Annotated in this window: 17 protein-coding genes; 9 read left to right on the plus strand and 8 right to left on the minus strand. The window is 66.3% G+C overall.

Annotated elements, in window-relative coordinates:
• The 5 genes from VK92_RS42585 to VK92_RS24940 all read left to right on the plus strand — a co-directional run.
• Positions 1–466, plus strand: a 466-nt coding sequence (locus VK92_RS42585; RefSeq protein ID WP_048028497.1) for a bacteriophage T4 gp5 trimerisation domain-containing protein, incomplete at its 5' end; no start/stop codon positions are given.
• A complete protein-coding gene (locus VK92_RS24930; RefSeq protein WP_048025360.1) occupies positions 463–1,407 on the plus strand; it encodes a hypothetical protein in 945 nt (314 codons plus the stop codon). The genes VK92_RS42585 and VK92_RS24930, both read left to right, overlap by 4 nt.
• Positions 1,404–4,658 (plus strand): T6SS effector BTH_I2691 family protein, encoded by a 3,255-nt coding sequence (locus tag VK92_RS24935; RefSeq protein WP_131723307.1) that lies wholly within the window; start codon positions 1,404–1,406, stop codon positions 4,656–4,658. The genes VK92_RS24930 and VK92_RS24935 overlap by 4 nt, the downstream gene beginning before the upstream one ends.
• A complete protein-coding gene (locus VK92_RS43125) occupies positions 4,658–5,464 on the plus strand; it encodes a DUF6708 domain-containing protein (RefSeq protein WP_230965970.1) in 807 nt (268 codons plus the stop codon). The genes VK92_RS24935 and VK92_RS43125 overlap by 1 nt, the downstream gene beginning before the upstream one ends.
• Before the next feature lie 65 nt (positions 5,465–5,529).
• Complete coding sequence (locus tag VK92_RS24940) at positions 5,530–6,336, plus strand: DUF6708 domain-containing protein (RefSeq protein ID WP_225740358.1); 807 nt, start codon at positions 5,530–5,532, stop codon at positions 6,334–6,336.
• Positions 6,337–6,684: 348 nt separating this feature from the next.
• Here the strand turns inward: VK92_RS24940 and VK92_RS24945 are convergent, their stop codons facing one another.
• From VK92_RS24945 to VK92_RS24955, 3 genes are all read right to left on the minus strand, one after another.
• Entirely contained in the window at positions 6,685–7,365 is a 681-nt protein-coding gene (locus VK92_RS24945) for an HAD family hydrolase (protein ID WP_021164217.1), read from the minus strand.
• A 94-nt stretch (positions 7,366–7,459) separates the two neighbouring features.
• On the minus strand, positions 7,460–8,869 hold the full coding sequence (gene argH / locus VK92_RS24950) for an argininosuccinate lyase (RefSeq protein WP_046544646.1): 1,410 nt from the start codon (positions 8,867–8,869) through the stop codon (positions 7,460–7,462).
• A 138-nt stretch (positions 8,870–9,007) separates the two neighbouring features.
• The gene (locus VK92_RS24955; protein ID WP_048025362.1) at positions 9,008–9,817 is read right to left on the minus strand and encodes a helix-turn-helix transcriptional regulator; all 810 of its coding nucleotides are present in this window, start codon (positions 9,815–9,817) and stop codon (positions 9,008–9,010) included.
• Positions 9,818–10,035: 218 nt separating this feature from the next.
• Here VK92_RS24955 and VK92_RS24960 point away from each other — a divergent pair, with 218 nt between their 5' ends.
• Entirely contained in the window at positions 10,036–10,788 is a 753-nt protein-coding gene (locus VK92_RS24960; protein WP_048025363.1) for a class I SAM-dependent methyltransferase, read from the plus strand.
• Positions 10,789–10,923: 135 nt separating this feature from the next.
• Here the strand turns inward: VK92_RS24960 and ppc are convergent, their stop codons facing one another.
• Positions 10,924–13,938, minus strand: coding sequence for a phosphoenolpyruvate carboxylase (ppc, locus tag VK92_RS24965; RefSeq protein ID WP_048025364.1), 3,015 nt, complete (start codon positions 13,936–13,938; stop codon positions 10,924–10,926).
• Between the two features lie 207 nt (positions 13,939–14,145).
• Between ppc and hemC the strand changes: the two genes are divergently transcribed.
• The 3 genes from hemC to VK92_RS24980 are packed head-to-tail and all read left to right on the plus strand — an operon-like array spanning position 14,146 to position 18,310.
• Positions 14,146–15,150: a hydroxymethylbilane synthase gene (gene hemC / locus VK92_RS24970; protein ID WP_048025365.1), complete on the plus strand. Its 1,005-nt coding sequence runs from the start codon at positions 14,146–14,148 to the stop codon at positions 15,148–15,150.
• Positions 15,150–17,120 (plus strand): fused uroporphyrinogen-III synthase HemD/membrane protein HemX, encoded by a 1,971-nt coding sequence (gene hemDX, locus VK92_RS24975; protein WP_048025366.1) that lies wholly within the window; start codon positions 15,150–15,152, stop codon positions 17,118–17,120. The genes hemC and hemDX overlap by 1 nt, the downstream gene beginning before the upstream one ends.
• 2 nt (positions 17,121–17,122) lie before the next feature.
• Positions 17,123–18,310 carry a heme biosynthesis protein HemY gene (locus VK92_RS24980; protein WP_011352869.1) on the plus strand — a complete coding sequence of 396 codons (1,188 nt, stop codon included), beginning with the start codon at positions 17,123–17,125 and terminating at the stop codon, positions 18,308–18,310.
• 123 nt (positions 18,311–18,433) lie between these two features.
• Here VK92_RS24980 and VK92_RS24985 read toward each other — a convergent pair whose 3' ends face one another.
• The 4 genes from VK92_RS24985 to VK92_RS25000 form a co-directional block, all read right to left on the minus strand.
• Positions 18,434–19,660, minus strand: a complete 1,227-nt coding sequence (locus VK92_RS24985) for an alpha/beta fold hydrolase (RefSeq protein ID WP_048025367.1) — start codon at positions 19,658–19,660, stop codon at positions 18,434–18,436.
• A complete protein-coding gene (locus VK92_RS24990; RefSeq protein WP_048025368.1) occupies positions 19,657–20,070 on the minus strand; it encodes a helix-turn-helix domain-containing protein in 414 nt (137 codons plus the stop codon). The genes VK92_RS24985 and VK92_RS24990 overlap by 4 nt, the downstream gene beginning before the upstream one ends.
• A 225-nt stretch (positions 20,071–20,295) precedes the next feature.
• Positions 20,296–21,600 carry an MFS transporter gene (locus VK92_RS24995; protein WP_048025369.1) on the minus strand — a complete coding sequence of 435 codons (1,305 nt, stop codon included), beginning with the start codon at positions 21,598–21,600 and terminating at the stop codon, positions 20,296–20,298.
• A 124-nt stretch (positions 21,601–21,724) separates the two neighbouring features.
• A complete protein-coding gene (locus VK92_RS25000) occupies positions 21,725–22,483 on the minus strand; it encodes an SDR family oxidoreductase (protein WP_048025370.1) in 759 nt (252 codons plus the stop codon).
• Positions 22,484–22,548: the final 65 nt, after the last annotated feature.

The raw sequence follows: 22,548 nt of genomic DNA on the forward strand, positions 1-22,548 counted from the left end.
CAAAGAGACCGTGGGGCGCGACGAACAAGTCACGATTGGTCAGGATCGCCGACATGACATTGGAGAGGACGGTTTTCTGACGATCGGTCGCAACCACACCATCACGACGGGCAAGGACCACGCCGAAGAGGTGGGTAACCACCGGCGTGACAAGACCGCAGCCAATCATACGGTTGATATCGGCGGGCACTATGAACAGCGCGTGCAGGGGCGTGCCGACCTGGAGGCGGGGCAAGCCATTCGGCATCGCACCAAGGTGTACGAAATGCACGCAGCCGAAGCCGTTGTCGTCAAGGGGCCGGGTGGTACCGTGCGCATTGACAGCAGCGGCATCACGCTGGATGCCGTGGCAATCCGTGTGAAGGGGCCGATGACCCAGCAGGGGGGCGGAGATGGAAACAATCTATCCCTGGGTAGCCAGATTCTGGAAGGTCAACAGGCCGATTGCCTGGAGCGCGCCAGATGACAGCGAGCGCCGTTCACGCGTTTGCCAGCAGCGAGCGCACCCAAACCGACTATCTCTACCTGCTCTTGGACCCGATGGCCGAATGCACGCCGGAAGATCCGCTGAGTATCGTGTCCCTGATGCAGGCGTTAGGTGAACAGGCGATCACGCGTGTCTTGCGCCCGGACCTCGCTCATACGGTTGAAGCGTGTCCGGCGTTGATTCAACTGGCAACGCCCGGGGAGGCTCCGGCTATGGCCCTGTTAGAGTCGAGCGAACGGTATGCGCTTGAAGATGCGAGTTATAAGAAACGCTACGTCTGCGGATGGCTGTTGAGCGAGTGCTCACCCGAGACGCTGGCCGAACACCTGGCCGTGCGCTGCCTGGACGTTGCGCCGGCGGCAACGCAGAGCGTATCGGCGTGGTTCGAACCTCTTCGGCTTGAACTATTGGCCGCGTCCGTGGGAAACACCTTTCCCGATCTGTTATGGCCTACCCGGAGCTGGCTTTGCCCGACCAGTTGGGGCACCTATGCCTTGTTTCGCGGTGCGCCCACCGGGACCGGGATGGATATCCCAGCGTTAGCTCGCCAGACACAACGGCTCGCGCCCCTTGTCGGCGACTTCCTTGACGCCTGGCGTCTCGCTCTCAGGTTTCCGATGACTTATGCCCCCAAGCACTGGCGTGGCGACACGCTGTTGCCACCGCAAGCGGCGGCTCATGCTTTCCGGCTTGTCCGTGACGCCCGTAACCGTGGGCTGCGCCTGAGCGCCGACATCATCGATCTGTGCATGCATCGCGTGTTCATCCATCCGGATTTGCCACAGCACCCTCGCGTACAGGCCGACATTGCGCGTGCGTTAGCCGGCACGTCCACGTTACAGGCGCGTTTTGAGACCTACGACGATTCGGCTTGGATACGCGTCGTCGCGTCGTTACCAGCAGCAGCGAGCTATTCATGAGCACGAGCCAAACTCTCACCCGAGCAGGACGCCAGGCAGTGCCTAATCCTACCGGCGATTGCAGTGCATGCCAGCGCACGGGTGTACCGATCCTGCCGTTGCGGCTCGCCGTCATGCCGGTTACCCAGGGGCTCAAGCGGCACGGCACGCTGCATCACGCGTCGATACAGACCGCGTTGCGTGTACTGCGACAGGGCTACGTCTATGTGCTACTGGATGAAAAAATCTGGCACGGCTATCAGGTGACTCCAGAAGGCTACCTGCGTCAATGCAATCCCTTTGCCATGCCGCGTGCGAAACCCGAGCCGCTCTCGAAGGCGTGCGTGGATGCCGGGCATGATCTTCGCGCTGCGTTTATCAATATCGACACGACAGCGTACAAGCAGGCCTGGATCGCGTTCGCGCAGGACCCTTGGCCCAAGGCCACGCTCGATGCGTACAGGACGGGCAAGCACGCTAACGGCAAGCCGCTGCCGGCAGGCTATCGCCAGCGATTCAAGGTGATCAGTCTCGCCGTCCTGAAGGCCGATCCCGAAGCGAACAACCAGGCGCTCGCCCTGGAGCACGGCGATGCACTTCACGAGCACGTAGCGGAATACGCGGCGAACACACGTGACTTCGGTAGTGTCCACACGTGGCATCCTCGCCACCCACGCGCGCAAGCGATGCGTGCGCAATTGCGCATCCTCGAAAAGCAGCATGGGCTCGCGAATGGTGTAGCGGGTCTCATCTTGCCTGATCCGGTGGGCATGGCAGCGGAACTCAACAGCTTGCGGCTCTCTGTCGGTACGCTGCTCCAGCACTGGCGCGAGGAGCCGGCGCGACGGTACGCCTACCTTACATCGCAATGCTTGCTGGGTATCAGGGCCTACATTGCCCAACTCGTGGATGCTGAAACACCGCCTCCTGCCGATGATTTCTGGATGCCCAGCGAGGCCGGCGTCCCACCGGTGTTCCAGGACCCGGTGAAAGAGCGCGCCACCACGGTCAAGCACAAGACCCAAAGTCGAATCGAACGACTCAAAGAGCGCTACTGGGAAACCGGCCCGAAAGGGCGCAAAACTTTCCAGGACGCCTACGACAAGACGGTCGACGATTTCCAGAAGCAGATCGATGCCTATGCGACCGACTGGGGTACGCAGGTGGGCGGCGCCGACTGGAACCGCATCATGACGCTCGACTATGCCGACGCGGATGTTCGTTCATGGCAATGTCGTCTCGTTACCGTCGCTGACTGTCTTGCCGGTGGTGTCACCGATGCACCATCGTCGCCGGCCCCGTCGGGCGAAAAACCCAAGCCCCAAGTACTTGGCCCCAGTGGCAAGGCATGGCAGCAGTTGCTGAAAGACCCCAACAGCCCGGCCTACCTCGCCTTGAATGGACAACATACCGACCTGCAGCAAGCGTTTGAGCCGCAGTTCGCAGCCGGTGCCATGCCCAACGATGCGGGCAAGAAATACTATGACGTGGTCAAACTCATCGCGACCAGCAAGGACGGTGATGATTGGCGCAGAGGCGTCATCGCCGGTGCGGCCGACCAGTTGCTGGCCGCGATGCATGACGCGGCCAATCGACTGGACAGTGCCCTGAGCGTGGGTGCCAAGGCGGCGCTGGACAATCTCCATGTGGGCGCGGCGTGGCTCTACGGAAAAACCAAGCTCACGCAGGTCACGATCCAACTCACCGTAGGCGAATGCTTCGATCTGCTGTCGGAGGAGATACGCGGCCACGCCAAGGAGGCGCATAAGGCTGCCGGAAAGGGGGCACGCGCGATGTTGTTGGGGAGCTTGATCACTATCCCGAACGTCAACGTTCGCAACATGCTTATCGACGTCACGCTATGGGTTCATGGTTCAGCCGAAGAGGTCAAGCAACGGCTCGTGCAGTTTGGTCAGGATGCCAAGGAGCGGGCGAGCGACATCAAGCAGGCCGGCGGTGTGTGGGGGCAGGACGCGAATCGCGAGGCCAAGGCGGCGCTGCGCCAGATCAAGGCCGGCCTCAAGAACCTGGAGCCGGCCGCGGCCAAGCTGCTTAACGGTTTGCAGATCGGTGCCGCCGCTGCGCATCGTTTTGCTGGCAGCAGCTTTGCTGGCCTCAAGAGCTTGTCTGTCGGCAGCGTGGATGGGGGCTTGTCGTTCGTTGGCCTGTACTTTCTGCAGGACAGTTTGAAGAGCACGCTGGCCGATCTGGATGCGAAGGTGGGTGCGCGTCATCCGGAAGCGGTGGCCGCGTTTTACAGTGTGTCGATTGGTTTGATGGGGGCGGGAGTTGAGGCGGCTGGCCTGGCGATCAAAATTCCGGCGGAGGCTGCGAAGGCGTTCGTGCGGCACTGGGGAGTCGAGCAAACGCCGGTGCTTGGTCGGGTTGTGGGGCTGGGGAGCCTAATGGTGAAGGTCGGTGGGGCAATAGCGGCCCTGGCAGGAATTGCAGATGGGAAGGCAAGTATCATGGCCGCCGTGCGTGTGGCGAAAGTGGGAGACACGGGCGCTGCGATCACCTATGGAATAGCCGCCACGCTGTCTATCGTCGGCGCAGGCTTCACTTTTTGGGGAGCAGCGGGTTCGCTCGTTCTATTCGGTCCCTTGGGCGCTGGTATCGCGTTCGGACTTCTCGCCTTTGCGGCAGTTCAAGTTGCCAAGAGTCTCGAATCCGATGCTTTGGAACAATGGGCGCGGCGCTGCTACTTCGGCCAAGCACAAGACAAGCAGCGTTGGGGCGATCCAGAGAAAGACATGGATCGTGCTATCGCGGCACTCAATGCCGCGGTACTCGGTATGGACGTGACACTCCGTTTCGAGAGTGGATCTCGCGCTAGATCAGCCGACGAACTTATCGCTGAAGACGTCGAGGTGCTGAAAAATGGTGGTGCAGTGGAGAGCGGAACGGTGTTGGCCTATGGCGCGGTCTTACCGGGATTTGATGCTCAACGATCACGCTATCGCTTTACACTCGCTACCGAACGCTTTGGTTTGACGCGCACTGGTAAGCGCCTGCCCATTCTATCCTCCCATGTCATGGCATCGGGTCAATTCAACGACACGGCAACGCTCAAGCCAGTCTCAGTGCCGAATCGCCCGGATTACTCCCTCGAAAGCGAGACGAAGCCCACTTCGAAGCGGCCGGTGCTGAGCGGCCGGTATTGGTTAGATCCGGTGAACAAGATCAAGTCGGCAACATTAGTCGTAACCTTCTGGCCTGATAAGAGCGATAGCTCTGGATTCGCAGCCATCGAAATCACCGAGGATTCCTGATGGCGAAACCTAGGCTCAATCCTCCTTGCCCAGGATGGCAGCGTGATCTACCAAGTCCGGATGAAGCCGTCGAAGAGAGCCCGTTCCTCCGGTGGCTGGCGCCTACTCATATTGATGCGACATACGCTGAGTTTGCGCGAAACAAATCAATGCTGCGCGGCGCTTTGCTTTGCTTTTGTATCATAGTGGCTTTAGTGACTTGCGATTATGTGATATTTGCAACAAGAGACATTGTCGAGTCAAAAATACAAGATTTGGCTTCGGCCTTTGAGATGGTTGGCATTGTCTTGATGCATATGAGTGTCATTGTATTGTGCATATGGAGTGCATGCAGTTTTTATCGGGCAGGCGTCTCCCCACCTCGCGACCTTCCTCTCCGCTTCAATCGGCTACGCCGCAAAGTATATGTTTATGATTTCCACTCGGTATGGTGGAATCCATTCACTCGCTGGTATGTCACTACGGCGAGTTATGACTGGGATGATTTGCGCGCCGAGAAATGGAAGGTGCGCGGAGCAACCGCAGGTGGTGCGCCTATTATCAAAGAAGGCGTCTCCATTGCTGTCGTGAAGCCCGGTACCGATGACGTCATTACACGCTTCGCCCTTAGTAGCACCTCCTCCAACACAACCAATCTTTGGGCCTATGTGTGCTCGTACATGCAAAACGGCATCGAGGGTCTTGTTCCCGATCATGCCAGGCCGCGCGATCCCAACGACGTCGCTCCGTACAACTTGGCGTTGCGCTTGGCTCCCAAGGTGGAATGGCCTACCGATATGGATCACGAGTCGCGGACAGCACCGTGAATGCTTATGTCTGACAGGAGCGATGGCTCTGGCTTCGCAGCTATCGAAATCACCGAGGATGCCTCATGGCGAAACCTAAGCTCAATCCTCCTTGCCCGGGATGGCAGCGTGATCTACCAGGACCGAACGAACCTATCGATGAAAGTCCGACGATTATGCGGCAGTCGCCAACGCATCTCGATTCGATCTACATGGATATTCCGAGAAATGTATCGACTGTGCGCGGGCTAGTATTTTGTTGTGCAGTAATCGCGGCACTGACGACCGCCTGGTATATATTTTTTACCGGGTGGCTCATTTTTATTTTAAGGGCGTTTGATACTTGGACGACGCTGGCGCGCATCGGCGTCACTTTGCTGGATATAGTCACTGTTGTATTTGGTGTCTGGGGGACATGTGTTCTTTATCGCGCGGACGTGTCTCCACCACGTGATCTGCCTCTACGCTTCAACCGCGTGCGCCGCAAAGTGTACGTGTACGGTTTTCACTCGGTCTGGTGGAATCCGTTCACACGCTGGTACGTCACTACGGCGAGCTATGACTGGGACGATCTTCGCGCCGAGAAATGGAAGGTGCGAGGTGCGACTGCCGGCGGTGCACCCATCATCAAAGAGGGTGTTTCCATTGCCGTCGTGAAGTCCGGTACCAACGAGGTCATCACGCGCTTCGATTTCAGTACCGCTGCCACCAACACGACTAATCTTTGGGCCTACGTGTGCTCGTACATGCAACACGGAACCAAGCGTCTTGATCCCGGCCATGCCGAGTCGCGTGATCCCAATGACGTCGCTCCGTACAACTTGGCGCTGCGTTTGGCTCCCAAGGTGGAGTGGCCGGCCAAGATGGACGCTGAGTCGAGAACCGCACCCTGAACTCGCATGTCACGGGGCATCCTGATTTTGCACCGGGGCGACAGAAGTTCGGGCACGGATCGCCCGGAATCTTCCGGTATGCGTCGGCCACCGTCATAGTTCTCCGCTCCACGGCGAGGACTCAGTGACTCGCGGGGCCGATCCCTTCGACATCGACAGTCGAGCCGTAGCGTGGATCGGCGATCCATATCAGTTGCGCGGCCGAGATCAAAGCCGGTCCACCTGACAGCGCCATCGATAGCAGGCCCGTCGCCTGCTTGGGCGATATCACCAGCCATGGCGACACCGTGGTCGATGGTGAAACTGGATGGCTGTCGATCAGTGGGACGGGGCGGTTTACGAGTCAGTTCAGTTCGGCAGTGTGCTGCGCTTGCCGAACCACGACGGCACGAGCGCGAGCGCATCGTCGAGCGAGGCGAGCACGTGCAGGCTCAGCGCGATGATCTCGGGCGTCGGCGCCTTCAGGTCGGGCACGGTGACGACCGCGGCGCCCGCGCCGGCGGCCGACTGCGCACCGAAATCGCTGTCCTCGAACGCGACGCATGCGTGTGCCGGCACGCCGAGGCGTTCGGCCGCGAGCCGGTAGACGGCCGGGTCGGGCTTGCCGCGTGCGACTTCGTCGCCGCCCGCGATCGCGCGGAAGAACGGCAGCACGCCGACCGCGTCGAGCCGCGCGCGGATCACCTCGCTCGCGGACGACGACGCGACCGCGCACGGAATGCCGGCTTGCGCGAGCGTGTCGAGCAGCGCGAACGCGCCGGGTTTCAGCGGAAACTTCGGATGCGGTTCGGGCGCCGCGAGCTGCTCGCGCACGCGGGTGCGCACCGCGTCGAACGTGTCGGGGTTGCCGATCAGCCGCGCCAGGATCACCTGGCCTTCGGCGAACGAGCGGCCGACGATCTGCAGGTAGTCGGCGGTGGTCAGCGTGACACCGTGCGCAGTCGACACGTCGATCCACGTGTTCATGATGGTCCGCTCGGAATCGACGAGCAGGCCGTCCATGTCGAAGAGCGCGGCGGAAAAGGTCATCGGCGGCATTCGGGAAGCGGGGAAGGCGATGGGCGGCGCGACGGCCGCCCGAATGAAAAACGGACGCCGATGGCGTCCGTCCGGAACAGCGGGCTTACTGGCCGAGCGCGGCGCGGGCTGCCTTGACCGCCGCACGCACCTGGTCGGGCGCGGTGCCGCCAGGGTGATTGCGGCTGGCGACCGAACCTTCGAGCGTCAGGTAGCCGAACACGTCTTCGCCGATCAGGTGCGCGACGTTCGGCAGTTCCTGCTTCATCTCGTCGAGCGTCAGGTCGGCCAGGTCGATGCCACGGTCGTCGCAGATCTTCACGGCGTGCGCGACGGCTTCGTGCGCATCGCGGAACGGCAGGCCGCGCTTCACCAGGTAGTCGGCGAGGTCGGTGGCGGTCGAGAAGCCCTGCAGGGCGGCCGCGCGCATCGCGTCCGGCTTCACGGTGATGCCGGCCACCATCTCGGCGAAGATCCGCAGCGTGTCGGCGACGGTGTCGACCGTGTCGAACAGCGGTTCCTTGTCTTCCTGGTTGTCCTTGTTGTACGCGAGCGGCTGGCCTTTCATCAGCGTCAGCAGCGCCATCAGGTGGCCGTTCACGCGGCCCGTCTTGCCGCGCGCGAGCTCGGGCACGTCCGGGTTCTTCTTCTGCGGCATGATCGAGCTGCCGGTGCAGAAGCGGTCGGCGATGTCGATGAAGCCGACGCGCGGGCTCATCCACAGCACGAGTTCTTCGGAGAAGCGCGACACGTGCGTCATCACGAGCGCGGACGCCGCCGTGAATTCGATCGCGAAGTCGCGATCCGACACCGCGTCGAGCGAGTTCGCGCAGATGCCGTCGAAGCCGAGCGTCTTCGCCACGGCGTGACGGTCGATCGGGTAGCTGGTGCCGGCGAGCGCGGCCGCGCCGAGCGGCAGACGGTTCACGCGGGTGCGGCAGTCGCGCATGCGCTCCGCGTCGCGCGAGAACATCTCGACGTACGCGAGCAGGTGGTGGCCGAACGTGACCGGCTGTGCGACCTGCAGGTGCGTGAAGCCCGGCATGATCGTGTCGGCGTTCTGTTCCGCGAGGTCGAGCAGCGCGCCGCGCAGGTCGTTCAGCAGGCCGCCGATGCGGTCGATCTCGCCGCGCAGCCACAGGCGGATGTCGGTGGCGACCTGGTCGTTGCGCGAGCGGCCCGTGTGCAGGCGCTTGCCGGCATCGCCGATCAGCGCGGTCAGGCGCGCCTCGATGTTCAGGTGGACGTCTTCCAGGTCGAGCTGCCATTCGAATTCGCCGCGCTCGATTTCTCCCTTGATCTGCGCCATCCCGCGTTCGATCGCGGCCAGGTCGTCGGCGCTGATGATCTTCTGCGCGGCGAGCATGTTCGCGTGCGCGAGCGAGCCGGCGATGTCGACGAGCGCGAGGCGCTTGTCGAAAAACACCGACGACGTGTAGCGCTTGACCAGCTCCGACATCGGTTCCGAGAAGCGGGCCGACCAGGCCTCGCCCTTTTTGTGCAGTTGGGACGTCATGGCGATTCTTCGAAGGGGATGTTGGGCGGCGTGCGCCGCCGAGGGAATCCCGCGATTCTAACATTCGCGGGCCTGCCCGCCGCGGCGCGCAGCCGTTCGCGGCGGCCCGCCGGCCGTGGCCCGCGCGGGCCGGGCCGTTCAGTCGCGCACGAGCACGACCAGCTTCAGGTCTTCGCGGTGCGCGGGCTTCAGCGTGATCTGCTGGTACACGAGGCGGCCGTCGGCCGGATGGTCGAATTCGCGCAGGCCGCCTTCGCGTTCGAACACGTCCTGCGATGCCCAGTACTGCGCGAAGGCATCGCTGCCGGCGGTCAGTGCGTCGATCAGCGCACGCGTGGGCGCGTCGGTCAGGTGCCGGATCGAATCGGCGCGGAATTCGGCCGCGAGCCGCCGCGCGCGGGTTTCCCAGTCGACGATCAGCGTGCGCGCGGCCGCCGACATGAAGGTGAAGCGCAGCAGGTTGCGGTCGTGCTCGCCGTCGAGCCAGCCGGAAAAGAGCGCGGCGGCCGGTGCGTTCCACGCGAGTGCGTTCCATTGCCGGTCGAGCACGTAGGCCGGTGTCGCGATGGCCGCGACGGTCGCGGCGAGCGTCGGCGGCAGGTCGCCGCCCGCGACGTCGGGCTCGGCCGGGTCGCGCTGCGCGGCCAGCTCGAACAGGTACGCGCGCTCGGCCTTCGACAGTTGCAGCGCGACGGCGATCCGCGCGAGTGCGTCGGCCGACGCGGACACGGGGCGGCCCTGTTCGATCCACGTGTACCAGGTGGGGCTGACGCCGCAGAGCTGCGCGACTTCCTCACGCCGCAGCCCCGGCGTGCGGCGGCGCGGGCCGGGCGGCAGGCCGACGGCCTGCGGCGACAGCCGCTCGCGGTGGGCGCGGATGAATTCGCCGAGCGCACGGGCGGGCGTGGCGTCGAGCGGCGGGACGGGGACGGAGGACGGCTGGTTCATGCGGAAACGGCGAAGTGGAAGCGGGGATGCGGCAACGATCAGACAGGTGTATCGAATACCAGAATAACTGCTTAACTTGTACTGGTACAAGCGCAGGCCTATTGTAGCGGCTCGCGCGCTGCCAGGGGAGCGGGCGTCCCACAAAACGTGCTGCATGGGGCCGGAAAGTGCACGGACGCATCCGCGCCGGCCGATTGCGCAAGAGAAAGGAGAGAACGATGAAACACCACGACCAGGTCGCCGACGCATTCGGCACGACGGCCGCCGCCTACCTGACGAGCACGGTCCACGCGACGGGCGCCGACCTGCAGACGCTCGCCGACGCGGTGCGTGCGACGCCCGATGCCGCGGTGCTCGATCTCGGCTGCGGCGCCGGCCACGCGAGCTTCGCGGTCGCGCCGCACGTGCGCGACGTGGTTGCCTACGATCTCGCCGCGCAGATGCTCGCGACGGTCGACGCCGCGGCGCGCGAGCGCGGGCTCGCGAACATCCGTACGCAGCAGGGCCCGGCCGAGAAGCTGCCGTTCGAGGCGGCGACGTTCGACTGGGTCGTGAGCCGGATGAGCGCGCACCACTGGCACGACATGCGCGCGGCGCTCGCCGAAGTGCGCCGCGTGCTGAAACCGGGCGGCCGCGTGCTGATGATCGACATCGCCGGCAACGACCATCCGCTCCTCGATACGTACCTGCAGGCCGCGGAAGTGCTGCGCGACGCGTCGCACGTGCGCGACTACCGCGCGGACGAATGGCTCGCAATGTTCCGCGATGCCGGCTTCGACGCGCACGTGCACAGCCGCTGGCGGCTGCCGATCGATTTCGATACGTGGGTCGCGCGCATCCGCACGCCGGCCGACAGCGTCACCGGCATTCGCGCGCTGTGGGCGCATGCGCCCGACGAGGTGCGCAGCTACTACGCGGTGCAGCCCGACGGATCGTTCGAGCACGACGCGCTGCTGATCGACGCGCACTGAGCGTGCGGTGCGCCGGCACGGTTTCGTCGACGCCCGCGAGCATGAAAAAAGCCGCGATACGCCACCGTGCATACGGTGGGTATCGCGGCTTTCATGCCGCCGGCCGGCGCGGCATCGCGCCGCGCCGCATGCGGATCAGCCCGTGTTGCGCAGGCCGGCCGCGATCCCGTTGATCGTCAGGTGAATCCCGCGGCGCAGCCGCGCGTTCGTGTCGCCCGCGCGGTGGCGCTTGATCAGTTCGACCTGCAGGTGGTTCAGCGGATCGAGATACGGGAAGCGGTTCTTGATCGAGCGCGCGAGCAGCGGGTTGGTCGCGAGGCGGCCTTCGTGCCCGGTGATTTCCGCCAGCGCCTGCGACGTGCGCTCCCATTCCGCGACGATCCGCTCGAACACGTGCTTGCGCAGCTTGCGGTCGGAGACGAGCTGCGCGTAGCGCGATGCGACCGCAAGGTCGGTCTTCGCCAGCACCATGTCCATGTTCGACATCAGGTTCGAGAAGAACGGCCAGGTCTTGTTCATCTTCTTCAGCAGCGCGACGCGCTTCGTGCGCTCGACTTCATCCTGCGCGCCGTCGAGATATGCGCTCACCGCGCTGCCGAAGCCGTACCAGCCCGTCAGCAGCAGCCGGCACTGGCCCCACGAGAAGCCCCACGGAATCGCGCGCAGGTCCTCGATCTTGCGCTGCTTCGGATCCTGCAGCTTGCGCGAGGCAGGGCGGCTGCCGATGTTCAGCTCGGCGATCTCGGTGATCGGCGTCGACGAGAAGAAATAGTCGGTGAAGCCCGGGGTTTCGTAGACGAGCGCGCGATACGCGGCCATCGCCGAATCGGACAGCGTCTGCATCGCGGCCTCGAACGCCGGCAGCTGCGCGGGCGCGTTGTTCTGCGGCAGGAGCGTCGCCTCGAGCGTTGCAGCGACGACCGTCTCGAGGTTCCGGCGGCCGATCTCCGGGTTCGCGAACTTGCTCGCGATCACCTCGCCCTGTTCGGTCAGGCGGATCTGGCCGTTCACGGTGCCCGGCGGCTGCGACAGGATCGCCTGGTAGGTCGGGCCGCCGCCGCGGCCGACCGTGCCGCCGCGGCCGTGGAACAGGCGCAGCGTGATCTTGCGGTCGCGGAACAGGTCGACGAGCGCGAGTTCCGCGCGATACAGCTCCCAGTTCGACGTGAGGAAGCCGCCGTCCTTGTTGCTGTCCGAATAGCCGAGCATCACTTCCTGCTCGGCGCCCTGGTGCGCGACCAGCGCGTCGATGCCTGGCAGTGCGAAGTATTCGCGCATGATGCGCGCGGCGTCGCGCAGGTCGGGAATCGTCTCGAACAGCGGGATCACCATCAGGCTGTTGCGCGGGTTGCCGCCGGGCACGCCGAGCGCGCCTTCGAGCAGGCCCGTTTCCTTCTGGAGCAGCAGCACCTCGACGAGGTCGCTGACGGTTTCCGTGTGCGAAATGATGTAGTTGCGCACCGCGCGCGCGCCGAATTGGGCGCGCACGTCGCGCGCCTTCTCGAACACGCCGAGTTCGCTCTGGGCGAGCGCGGAGTATTCGAGGTACGGCGAGCGCAGCGGACGCGGATCGGCGAGCGCGGCGAGCAGCACGCGCAGCTTGTCTTCCTCGGCGAGCGCCGCGTAGTCGGCCTCGACGCCCGCGCGCGCGAACAGCTCGGCGACCACGGCTTCGTGGATGTCGGAGCTCTGGCGCAGGTCGATGCTCGCGAGGTGGAAGCCGAACACTTCGGCCGCGCGCACGAGCGGCGCGAGGCGCGGCGCGGCGAGCGACGTGCCGTGGTGTTCGTCGAGCGACGCGGTCAGCACCTTCAGGTCGGCGACGAACGCTTCGGAATCCGCATACGGGATCGCGCGCACGGGCGGCGCGCCGCGGCCCGCGCTGCGCACGGGCACCGTGCCTTCGCCGAGACGCACGCGCGCGCTTGCGGCGAGCCGCGTGTAGATGCCGATCAGCGCGCGACGATACGGCTCGTCGACGCGGTGCGGCGACTGGTCGGGCGACGCGGCCGCGAGCGCCTTCACGGCGTCGTTCGCGCCGACGAGCAGGTTCGACACGGACAGTTCGGCGCCGAGCTTGTGCACCTGTTCCAGATAGTGCTCGAGGATCACCGCGGCCTGGCGGTTGATCGCTTCGTCGAGCGTCGACGCGGTCACGTTCGGGTTGCCGTCGCGGTCGCCGCCGATCCAGCTGCCCATCTGGAAGAACGCGGGTACGCGCGCGGACAGGCCGTGCTCGGCGAGCGCGGCCTCGATGTCGCCGTACAGCGCCGGCAGTTCGTCGAGGAACGTCGCGCGGTAGTACGACAGCGCGTTCTCGATTTCGTCGCCGACCGTCAGGCGCGCGTCGCGCAGCATGCGCGTCTGCCACAGCGTGGTGACGCGTGCGCGCAGCATCGATTCGTTGTACTGGCGCTCGCGGCTGGTCAGCTCCTGGTCGCGCTCGGCGAGCAGGCGTGCGATGTCGTGCTGCGCATCGAGGATGCTCTTGCGCTGCACTTCGGTCGGGTGCGCGGTCAGCACCGGCACGATCAGCGCATCGTCGAAGAAGCGCTGCAGCAGTCGCTTCGACGCATTGCCGGTCGTTTTCAGTTGCTCGAGTGCGTACGCGACCGTGCCGGGCTGCGACGCGGAGCCGGCCAGCGCGTGGATGCGGCGGCGGCGGTTGTGGTGGCGGTCTTCCGCGATGTTCGCGAGGTGCGAGAAATAGCTGAACGCGCGCACGACGCTCACCGTCTGCTCCGGCGTCAGCTTGCGCAGCTTCTTCTCGAGCGTCTGCGCGGCTTCGCTGTCGTCCTCGCGGCGGAACTTGACGGCGGTCTGGCGGATCGTCTCGACGACGTCGAACACGGTGTCGCCTTCCTGCTCGCGCACGACGTCGCCGAGCAGGCGGCCGAGAAAGCGGATGTCGTCGAACAGCGGGCCGTCCTTGTCGTCGCGCGTGCGGGTGCCGGCCTTCGTCGCACCGGCCGTGCGGGCGGCCGGGCCGGCGGTCTTCGCCGTGCGTTTTGTCTGACGTATCGGGTCTTTCGGTTTCGTTGCCGTTTTCGCACGGCCGTTCGCGGCGGTGGCGACGGTGTCCGTCGAGGCGTCGGAGGAGGACAGGGCAGCATTGCGGCGCGCCGTACGCGCCGATCCGGAAGACTTCACGATGGGTTTCCTTGGGAAAGCTCGAGTCAAAAGGAACTGCGGAAACTGCGAAACTGCGGTCAAGCAACCAGCTACGTGCGGCACATCCGCACATCGGCGCCGCGACCCGCCCGGCGGCAGGCCGGACGCAGGCTCCGGGCCCGGGCGGGCAGGGGCGTGCGTGCTACCATTGTTCGGTCTTCAATCCCGTCCTTCGATGTTCCAGCAATGAATTCCGAGACTCCTGCGGCAGGGCCGCAACAGGCACAGCCGCCCGCGACGTTGACGATTGCTTCGCGCGAGAGCCGCCTGGCGATGTGGCAAGCCGAACATGTGCGTGATGCGCTGCGCAAATTATATCCAGCTTGTGACGTGAAAATCCTCGGAATGACGACACGCGGCGACCAGATTCTCGATCGCACGCTGTCGAAGGTCGGCGGCAAGGGCCTGTTCGTGAAGGAACTGGAGGCCGCGCTGGCCGACGGCCGCGCCGATCTCGCCGTGCATTCGCTGAAGGACGTGCCGATGGCGCTGCCGGAAGGCTTCTCGCTTGCCGCGATCATGGAGCGCGAGGACCCGCGCGATGCCATCGTGTCGAACGACTACGCGTCGCTCGACGCGCTGCCGGCCGGTGCCGTGGTCGGCACGTCGAGCCTGCGCCGCGAGGCGATGCTGCGCTCGCGCTACCCGCACCTGGACGTGCTGCCGCTGCGCGGCAACCTCGACACGCGCCTGTCGAAGCTCGATCGCGGCGATTACGCGGCGATCATCCTGGCGGCCGCCGGCCTGAAGCGCCTCGGCCTGGAGGCGCGGATCCGCGCGCTCCTCGACGTCGACGCGAGCCCGCCCGCCGCGGGCCAGGGCGCGCTCGGCATCGAGATCGCGTCGCACCGCGACGATGTCGCCGCGTGGCTCGCACCGCTGCACGACCCGCAGACCGCGCTCGCGGTCGAGGCCGAGCGGATGGTGTCGCGCGCGCTCGGCGGCAGCTGCGAGGTGCCGCTCGCCGCGCATGCGGTGTGGCGCGCGGGCGAGCTGTACCTGACGGGCCGCGTGTCGACGACCGACGGCAAGCGCGTGCTGACCGCCGAGGCGTGCGGGGCCGTCATGAGCGTCGCCGATGCGCTCGCGCTCGGCCGGGCCGTGTCCGACGAACTCGAGGCGCAAGGCGCGCTCGAGATCGTCCAGGCGCTGCTCGCGGGCTCGCAGGCCGCCGGCAAGGGCGACGCCTGATGGCGGGCGGCGCGCGCGCGTTCACCGCTGTCCTGACGCGCCCGGACGGCCAGTCCGGCGCGCTCGCGTCGCAACTGGCCGAGGCCGGTTGCGACGTGCTCGAATTCCCGCTGATCGATATTGCGCCCGTCGACGATCCGGCGCCGCTCGACGCCGCGTTCGCGGCGCTCGCGGATTACGCGCTGGTGATTTTCGTGTCGCCGAACGCGATCGACCGCGCGCTCGCGCAGTACGGCGCGATCTGGCCGAACGCGCTGCCGGTCGGCGTGGTCGGGCCCGGCAGCGTGGCGGCGCTCGAGCGTCACGGCATCGCGGCGCCCGCGCATCGGGTGATCGCGCCGCAGGCGCCGGCCGACGGCGGCGTACCCCATTACGATTCGGAAAGCCTGTTCGCGCGCATCGAGGCCGAATTCGGCGGCGCGCCCGCGCTGGCGGGCAAGCGCGTGCTGATCGTACGCGGCGACGGCGGGCGCGAATGGCTCGCCGACCGGCTGCGTGAGGCCGGCGCGGACGTCGCGCTCGTCGCCGCGTACCGGCGCGTCGTGCCCGAGCCGCGCGTCGGCGCGTGGGAGCGCGTGCATGCGCTGCTCGACGGCGAACCGCATGCGTGGCTCGTCACGAGCTCGGAAGGCGTGCGCAACCTGCACGAACTCGCGCGGGCGCATCTGAACGATGCCGAGATCGCCGCGCTGAAGCATGCGCCGCTCGTCACGCCGCATCCGCGCATCGAGCAGACCGCGCGTGCATTGGGTTTTGATAGGATTACGCTGACCGGCGCGGGCGATGAGCGCATCGTCCGCGCGTTTCGAACGATGGCCGACGAGGCCGTCCAACCGGCGACAGCCGCACCGGTGACTAAACGCATGACAGATACCAACGATTCCAAAAGCGTCGCTTCCCAGCCGGCCGCTGCATCCGCACCGCCGTCCCGTCCCGCCTATATGGCGTCCGAACCGCCCGCGCGCCGCGGCGGCAGCGCGGTGCTGTGGTTCGTCGTCGTCGTGCTCGGCTGCGCGGCGGGCGTCGGCGGCTACGCGCTGAACCGCAAGATCGACCGGCTCGACGGCACGTTCGTCGCGCGCCAGAAGGCGCTCGACGCACAGACGGCCGAAACGCGGATGAAGACCGAGCAGGCGCTGGCGAGCACGCACCAGGTCGACACGCAGCTCGCGCAGCTCGACGGCAAGCTCGCCGACGCGCAGAGCGCGCAGCAGGCGCTGCAGCAGCAATACCAGGACCTGTCGCGCAACCGCGATGCGTGGATGCTCGAGGAAGTCGACCAGATGCTGTCGAGCGCGAGCCAGCAGCTTCAGCTGACCGGCAACACGCAGCTCGCGCTGATCGCGCTGCAGAATGCCGACGCGCGCCTCGCCACCTCGCAGAGCGCGCAGGCCGTCACGGTGCGCAAGGCGCTCGCGCTGGACATCGAGAAGCTGAAGGCCGCACCGGCGGCCGACCTCACGGGCCTCGCGATCAAGCTCGACGACGCGATCGCGAAGATCGACGCGCTGCCGCTGTCCGGCGAGGCGATCGTCCCGCACGAAGCGCCGAAGGCCGCGCCGGCCGATGCCGCATCGTCGGCCTTGGCCGGCGAGCCGCGCTGGAAGGTGTGGTGGCACGACTTCTCGGCCGGCCTCGGCCAGCAACTGAAGGGGCTCGTGCAGGTGCGCCGGATCGACAACGCGGACGCGATGCTCGCGTCGCCCGACCAGGGTTACTTCGTGCGCGAGAACGTGAAGCTGCGCCTGCTGACCGCGCGCCTGTCGCTGCTCGCGCGCAACGACGGCGCGATGAAGGCCGATCTGCACGCCGCGCAGGCGTCGCTCGGGAAGTATTTCGACCAGGCATCGAAGGACACGCAGACCGTCGAGGATCTGCTCAAGCAGGTTGACGGCGCATCGCTGACGGTCGCGGTGCCGAACCTGAACACGAGCCTGAACGCCGTTCAGCAGTTCAAGAGCCGGGGGTAACGATGACGCTTCGAGGTATCGTCTGGCTCGCGGTCCTGTTCGCGATCGCCGCTGCGCTCGCCACCGTCGGCCGTTTCGACGCGGGGCAGGTGCTGCTCGTCTATCCGCCGTACCGGATCGACGTGTCGCTGAACCTGTTCGTGATCGCCATCGTCGTGCTGTTCATCGTCGTGTATGCGCTGCTGCGTATCGTGCGCAACATCTGGCGCATGCCGCAGCGGGTCGCCGCGTATCGTGCGCGTTCGCGCAACGAGAAGGCGCAGGCATCGCTGCGCGACGCGATCGCGAACCTGTACGCGGGCCGCTTCTCGCGCGCGGAGAAGGCCGCGCGTGAAGCGCTGTCGGTCGACGCGAACCAGGGCGCGGCGAGTCTCGTCGCGGCGACTGCCGCGCACCGGATGCACGAGTACACGCGTCGCGACGACTGGCTGTCGAAGGTCGACGCACCTGAATGGCAGGACGCACGGCTGCTCGCCGCGGCCGACATGCGCGCGGATGCGCGCGATGCCGACGGCGCGCTCGCCGCGCTGGCCGACCTGCAGGCGGGCGGCAAGCGTATCCATGCGCAGCAGGTTGCGCTGCGCGCGCAGCAGCAGTTGAAGAACTGGGCCGAGGTGCTGAAGCTTGCGAAGGCGCTCGAGAAGCGCGAGGCACTGCATCCGGCCGCAGCCGTGCGGCTGCGCCAGCAGGCTGCGGAAAACCTGCTGCGCGAACGCCGGCACGACCCGGACGCGCTGCTCGAGGTGTGGCAGTCGCTGTCGCCGGTCGAGCGCCAGTCGCCGCGTCTCGCCGATCTCGCGGCCGATCTTCTCGTTCCGCTCGAGCGCCGCAACGAAGCGCGTCGCATCGTCGAGGACGCGCTTGCCCACAACTGGGATGCGCGCCTGCTGCGCCGTTACCCGGATACGGCCGGCGCCGATGCGCTGCCGTTGATCCAGAAGGCCGAAGGGTGGAAGAAGGATCACCCGGAGGATGCCGACCTGCTGTTCGCGCTCGGCCGCCTGTGCCAGCAGCAGCAGCTGTGGGGCAAGGCGCAGTCGTTCCTCGAATCGGCGCTGAAGCTCGCCGACAACGAAGCGCTGAAGGTGCGTGCGCATCGTGCGCTCGCGCGCCTGTTCGAGCATCTCGGCGAAACCGACAAGGCCGCGAAGCACTACCGCGAAAGCGCGCTCGCGATCACCGTGGTCTGACGCGGGCGGCGTGGCCGCCTGCCGCAGGCGGCCCGCGCAACCCGCGCAACCCGCGCAAGAAAGCCCCGAATGCCGGAAGGCCTTCGGGGTTTTTTTTCGTTCAGGGCGGGCCTGGACGACACGTCATGCGCCGAGCTTGCGCAGCAGGTCGCCCTCGCTGGCGACGAACCACACCGATTGCCCGCGATTCGATTCGCGCACGAGTGCGCGGAACGCTTCGCTGCGCGTGAGCCAGCGCTCGATGTCGCCGACCACGCCGAGCCTGACGCCGTAGTTGACGAGCTTCTGCAGGACGGCGCCCGCGAGGCCGCTTTCGAGCCGGTAGAAGTCGTCGTGCAGCGCATCCGCGGGCACCGCGATCCAGTCGGCTTCATGCTCGTGCGCGAGGGCGACGAGGTCGAGCGCATCGCTTTCCCGCTGCACGACGGGAGCGGAGGGGGCGCGGACCAGCACGCGGCGGCCGGCTGCCTGAACGATTCGGTGGGGCATGTCGATGGTTTCCGTCGACGCGAGAAACGCGAATACGGTGTCGCGTTGCCCGCGGATGAAGTGGGGCTGCTCGGGAAGAAACAGGATCTGCGCGTGCGGCACGAGACGCGTCAGGCGCTCACGCGTGTCTTGCGAATCGAGCATCACGTCGCGGCCGCCGACGATCGCCAGCGTGGGCACCGACAGCGTGCGCAGCACGTCGTCGGCGAACACCGGAATCGGTTCGATGCGCGGGCGAAACCCGCGGTCGACGGCGTGCATCAGCGCGAGCGTGTCACGCTCGGCCGCCGTCGACGCGGGCGGCAGGCGGCCGAGTACGCGCCGTCGCACGCATGCGCGCCCGGCATCGCCGAGCAGCAACAACGGCAGCGCCCACCACAGAAACCGCTTCTGCCGGCCGATGCCGGACGGGCAGAGCAGCGCGAGCCGCGTCACGCGTGCCGGCCGCCGCAACGAGAAGTCGAGCGCCGTTCGCGCCCCGAGCGAGATGCCGACGAACGCGGCACGTGACACCTGCAGGCCGTCCAGCACGTCGTCGAGCCACTGCGCATGCGCGTCGCCCGCAAGCGGCGGTCGCGACGGCGCGCTCGGTCCTGCTTCGCCGATCACGTCGATCGCATGGAGCCGGAAGTGTGTCGACCATTGCGCCGCGTAATGCTGCCAGCTCGCCGCCGTCGTCTGCGCGCCGTGGATCAGCACGACCGGCGGCGCGTGCTCGGGGCCGCAGGTAATCACGTGCGTCGCGCCATGGCGCGTCTGCACGGTGACGCGCCGATGTCCGGCCGGCCAGTGCGACAGCGCGGTGTCATAAGCCGCGCGAATGGCGCGTGCATGGCGCGGCGACCTGAAGATCGCGCTCATGTCCCGCTTTGCTGCAGCAAAGCCTCGAGCGACGACATCAGCACGGCCGTGTCGGCTGGCGTTGCGGCGACGATGATCTTGACCTGGCTCGCGGCGGGATCGAACGTGACGTCGATCCGCACGGGGTCGACGTACGACGTGCGGCCGGACGCCATCGCATGCAGCGATCGCGACAGGTACTGGTGCAGCGACTGCGACGCGTCCGGAATGTCGACGATGCTGGTGACGCGCACCGCACGCGGGACGGGCGCGGCCGGCTCGGTTTGCGCGAACGCGGCGAGGTCGGTGTCGAGGATGCGGTAGGCGCGGCCGACCCGCGTCGCATGCAGCTTGCCCTCGCGGATGAAGCGCAGGACGGTCTTCGGGTGGAGGCGCAGGCGGGCGGCGGACTCGTCGACGGTATGGAACATGATCGGCTCGTGATGCTCAATATGTTCCCTATTGTTCCATGAAATAAGGATCAATAGGGAGTATTGTGGGAATCATGGCATCAGAGCTGGCTCGATACCGAGCCGGCATCGTCCGGTCGGCACGCGGGTGGAAGCGGAAACGCCCCGCTGGCCGGAGCGGTTCCGGCCAGCGGGGCGTTTCCGGGGCGGATCGTCCGCCGGCAGGGGGCGCCAATGCGCCCCGCGTCATTTGTCGACCAGCCGCTTCGGCACCGACAGCGCGAGCAGCCCGCCGAGCACGAGGAACCCGGCGAGCATGTACATGCCCGAATCGTTGGCGCCCGTCGCCTGCTTGAGCCAGCCCATCAGGTACGGGCTCAGGAAGCCCGCGAGGTTGCCGATCGAGTTGATCATCGCGATGCCGGCCGCGGCCGCCGTGCCGCCGAGGAACGCGGTCGGCAGGCTCCAGAACAGCGGCAGCGTGGTCAGGATGCCGATCGTCGCGAGCGTGAGGCCGAGCATCGCGAGCGCGGTCTGGTGTGCCCAGACCACCGACAGCACGAGCCCGAGCGCGCCGATCGCGGCCGGAATCGCGACGTGCCAGCGGCGTTCGCGGTGCCGGTCCGCGCTGCGCGCGATCAGGATCATCGCGACCACCGCGGCCGCATACGGAATCGCCGACAGCAGACCGATCATGAACGTGTCGGTCACGCCGGTGGCCTTGATGATCGTCGGCAGCCAGAAGCCGACGCCGTAGAGCCCCATCACGAACGAGAAATAGATCAGCGCCATCAGCCACACGCGCGGGCTCGACATCACGGTGCCGAGCGGCAGGTCTTCCTTGGTCGCTTCCTCCGCTTCGACGTTGCGGGTGAGCAGCGCCTTTTCCTCGTCGGTCAGCCACTTCGCCTTCGAGATCCGCTCGTCGAGCGAGAAGAACACGAGCACGCCGGCGAGCACCGACGGGATGCCTTCGAGCAGGAACAGCCATTGCCAGCCGTGCCAGCCGCTCACGCCGTCGAACGCCTTCAGGATGAAGCCCGAGATCGGCCCGCCGATCACGCCGGACAACGCGACCGCCGTCATGAAGAACGTCGTCATCCGGCCGCGACGATGCGCGGGATACCAGTAGGTGAGGTACAGGATCACGCCGGGGAAGAAGCCGGCCTCGGCGACGCCGAGCAGGAAGCGCATCACGTAGAACATCGCGGGTGTCGTGACGAACATCGTCAGGATCGAGATCACGCCCCACGTCGCCATGATGCGGGCGATCCACACGCGCGCGCCGACCTTGTGCAGGATGATGTTGCTCGGCACTTCGAAGAGGAAATAGCCGAAGAAGAAGATCCCGGCGCCGAGCCCGTAGACGGTGTCGCTGAGATTCAGGTCGCTCGCCATCTGCAGCTTCGCGAAGCCGACGTTCACGCGGTCGAGATACGCGACCACGTAGCACAGCAGCAGGAGCGGCACGAGCCGCCACGACACCTTGCGATAGGTTGCTTCCTCGAATGCGCCGGACGAGCCCGGCAGCGATTGCGTCGATGTTGCCATGTTGTCTCCTGTCCTTGTCATTGGCCGGAGAAGGCGTAGCGGTGCCTGTCCGGAGTCGTGCGAAGCCATGCGCGTGTGCCGCGGCGGTTGCCGGCCGCGGCACGCTGCGGCAAGGGGGATACGGCTAGATGCAGCGCCCGCCGTCGACTTCGAGACAGACGCCCGTGATGAACTCGGCCTCGTCGGATGCCAGGTACAGCGCCGCGTTCGCGATGTCCTGCGGCGTCGAGAAGCGGCCAAGCGGGATCGTCGCGAGGAAGCGGCTGCGGTTCTCGGGGGTATCCTCGCACCCCATGAATTCGGTCATCAGCGCGGTTTCGCCGAGCACGGGGTTGATGCAGTTCACGCGGATGCGGTCGGCGCCGAGTTCGGCCGCGAGCGACTTGCTCGCGGTGATCATCGCGCCCTTCGTGCTGTTGTACCAGACGAGGCCCGGCCGCGGCCGCACGCCGGCCGTCGACGCGACGTTCACGAACACGCCGCCGCCCCGCTCGCGGAAGTACGGAACGAAGGTCTGCACGCACCAGAACAGGCTTTTCATGTTGACCGCGTACACGCGGTCGAATTCGGCTTCCGTCACGTCGAGCACCGGCTTGTTGCGATGCGTGGTGCCCGCGTTGTTCACGACGATCTGCACCGCGTGGAAATCGTCGAGCGTCGCCTGCAGCAGCGCGTGCCAGTCGTCCTGACGCGACACGTCGCCGGCCACCGCGATTGCCTTGCCGCCCGCGAGCGCGATCTCGCTCGCGACACGCTCGGCCGCCGCGCCGTTCAGGTCGTTGACGACGACGTTCGCGCCTTCGCGCGCATACGTCTTCGCGATGCCTTCGCCGAACCCCGAGCCGCCGCCCGTGACGATTGCCGTCTTGCCGCTCAACCGCATGGTGTGTCTCCTGTGCTGGATTTAGTGTCGTCGTGCTTCGGCATGCGGCCGCGTGCTGCCGGCCG

The sequence above is a fragment of the Burkholderia sp. LK4 genome, from assembly GCF_001043615.1.
GTDB classification, from domain to species: Bacteria; Pseudomonadota; Gammaproteobacteria; order Burkholderiales; family Burkholderiaceae; genus Burkholderia; species Burkholderia cepacia.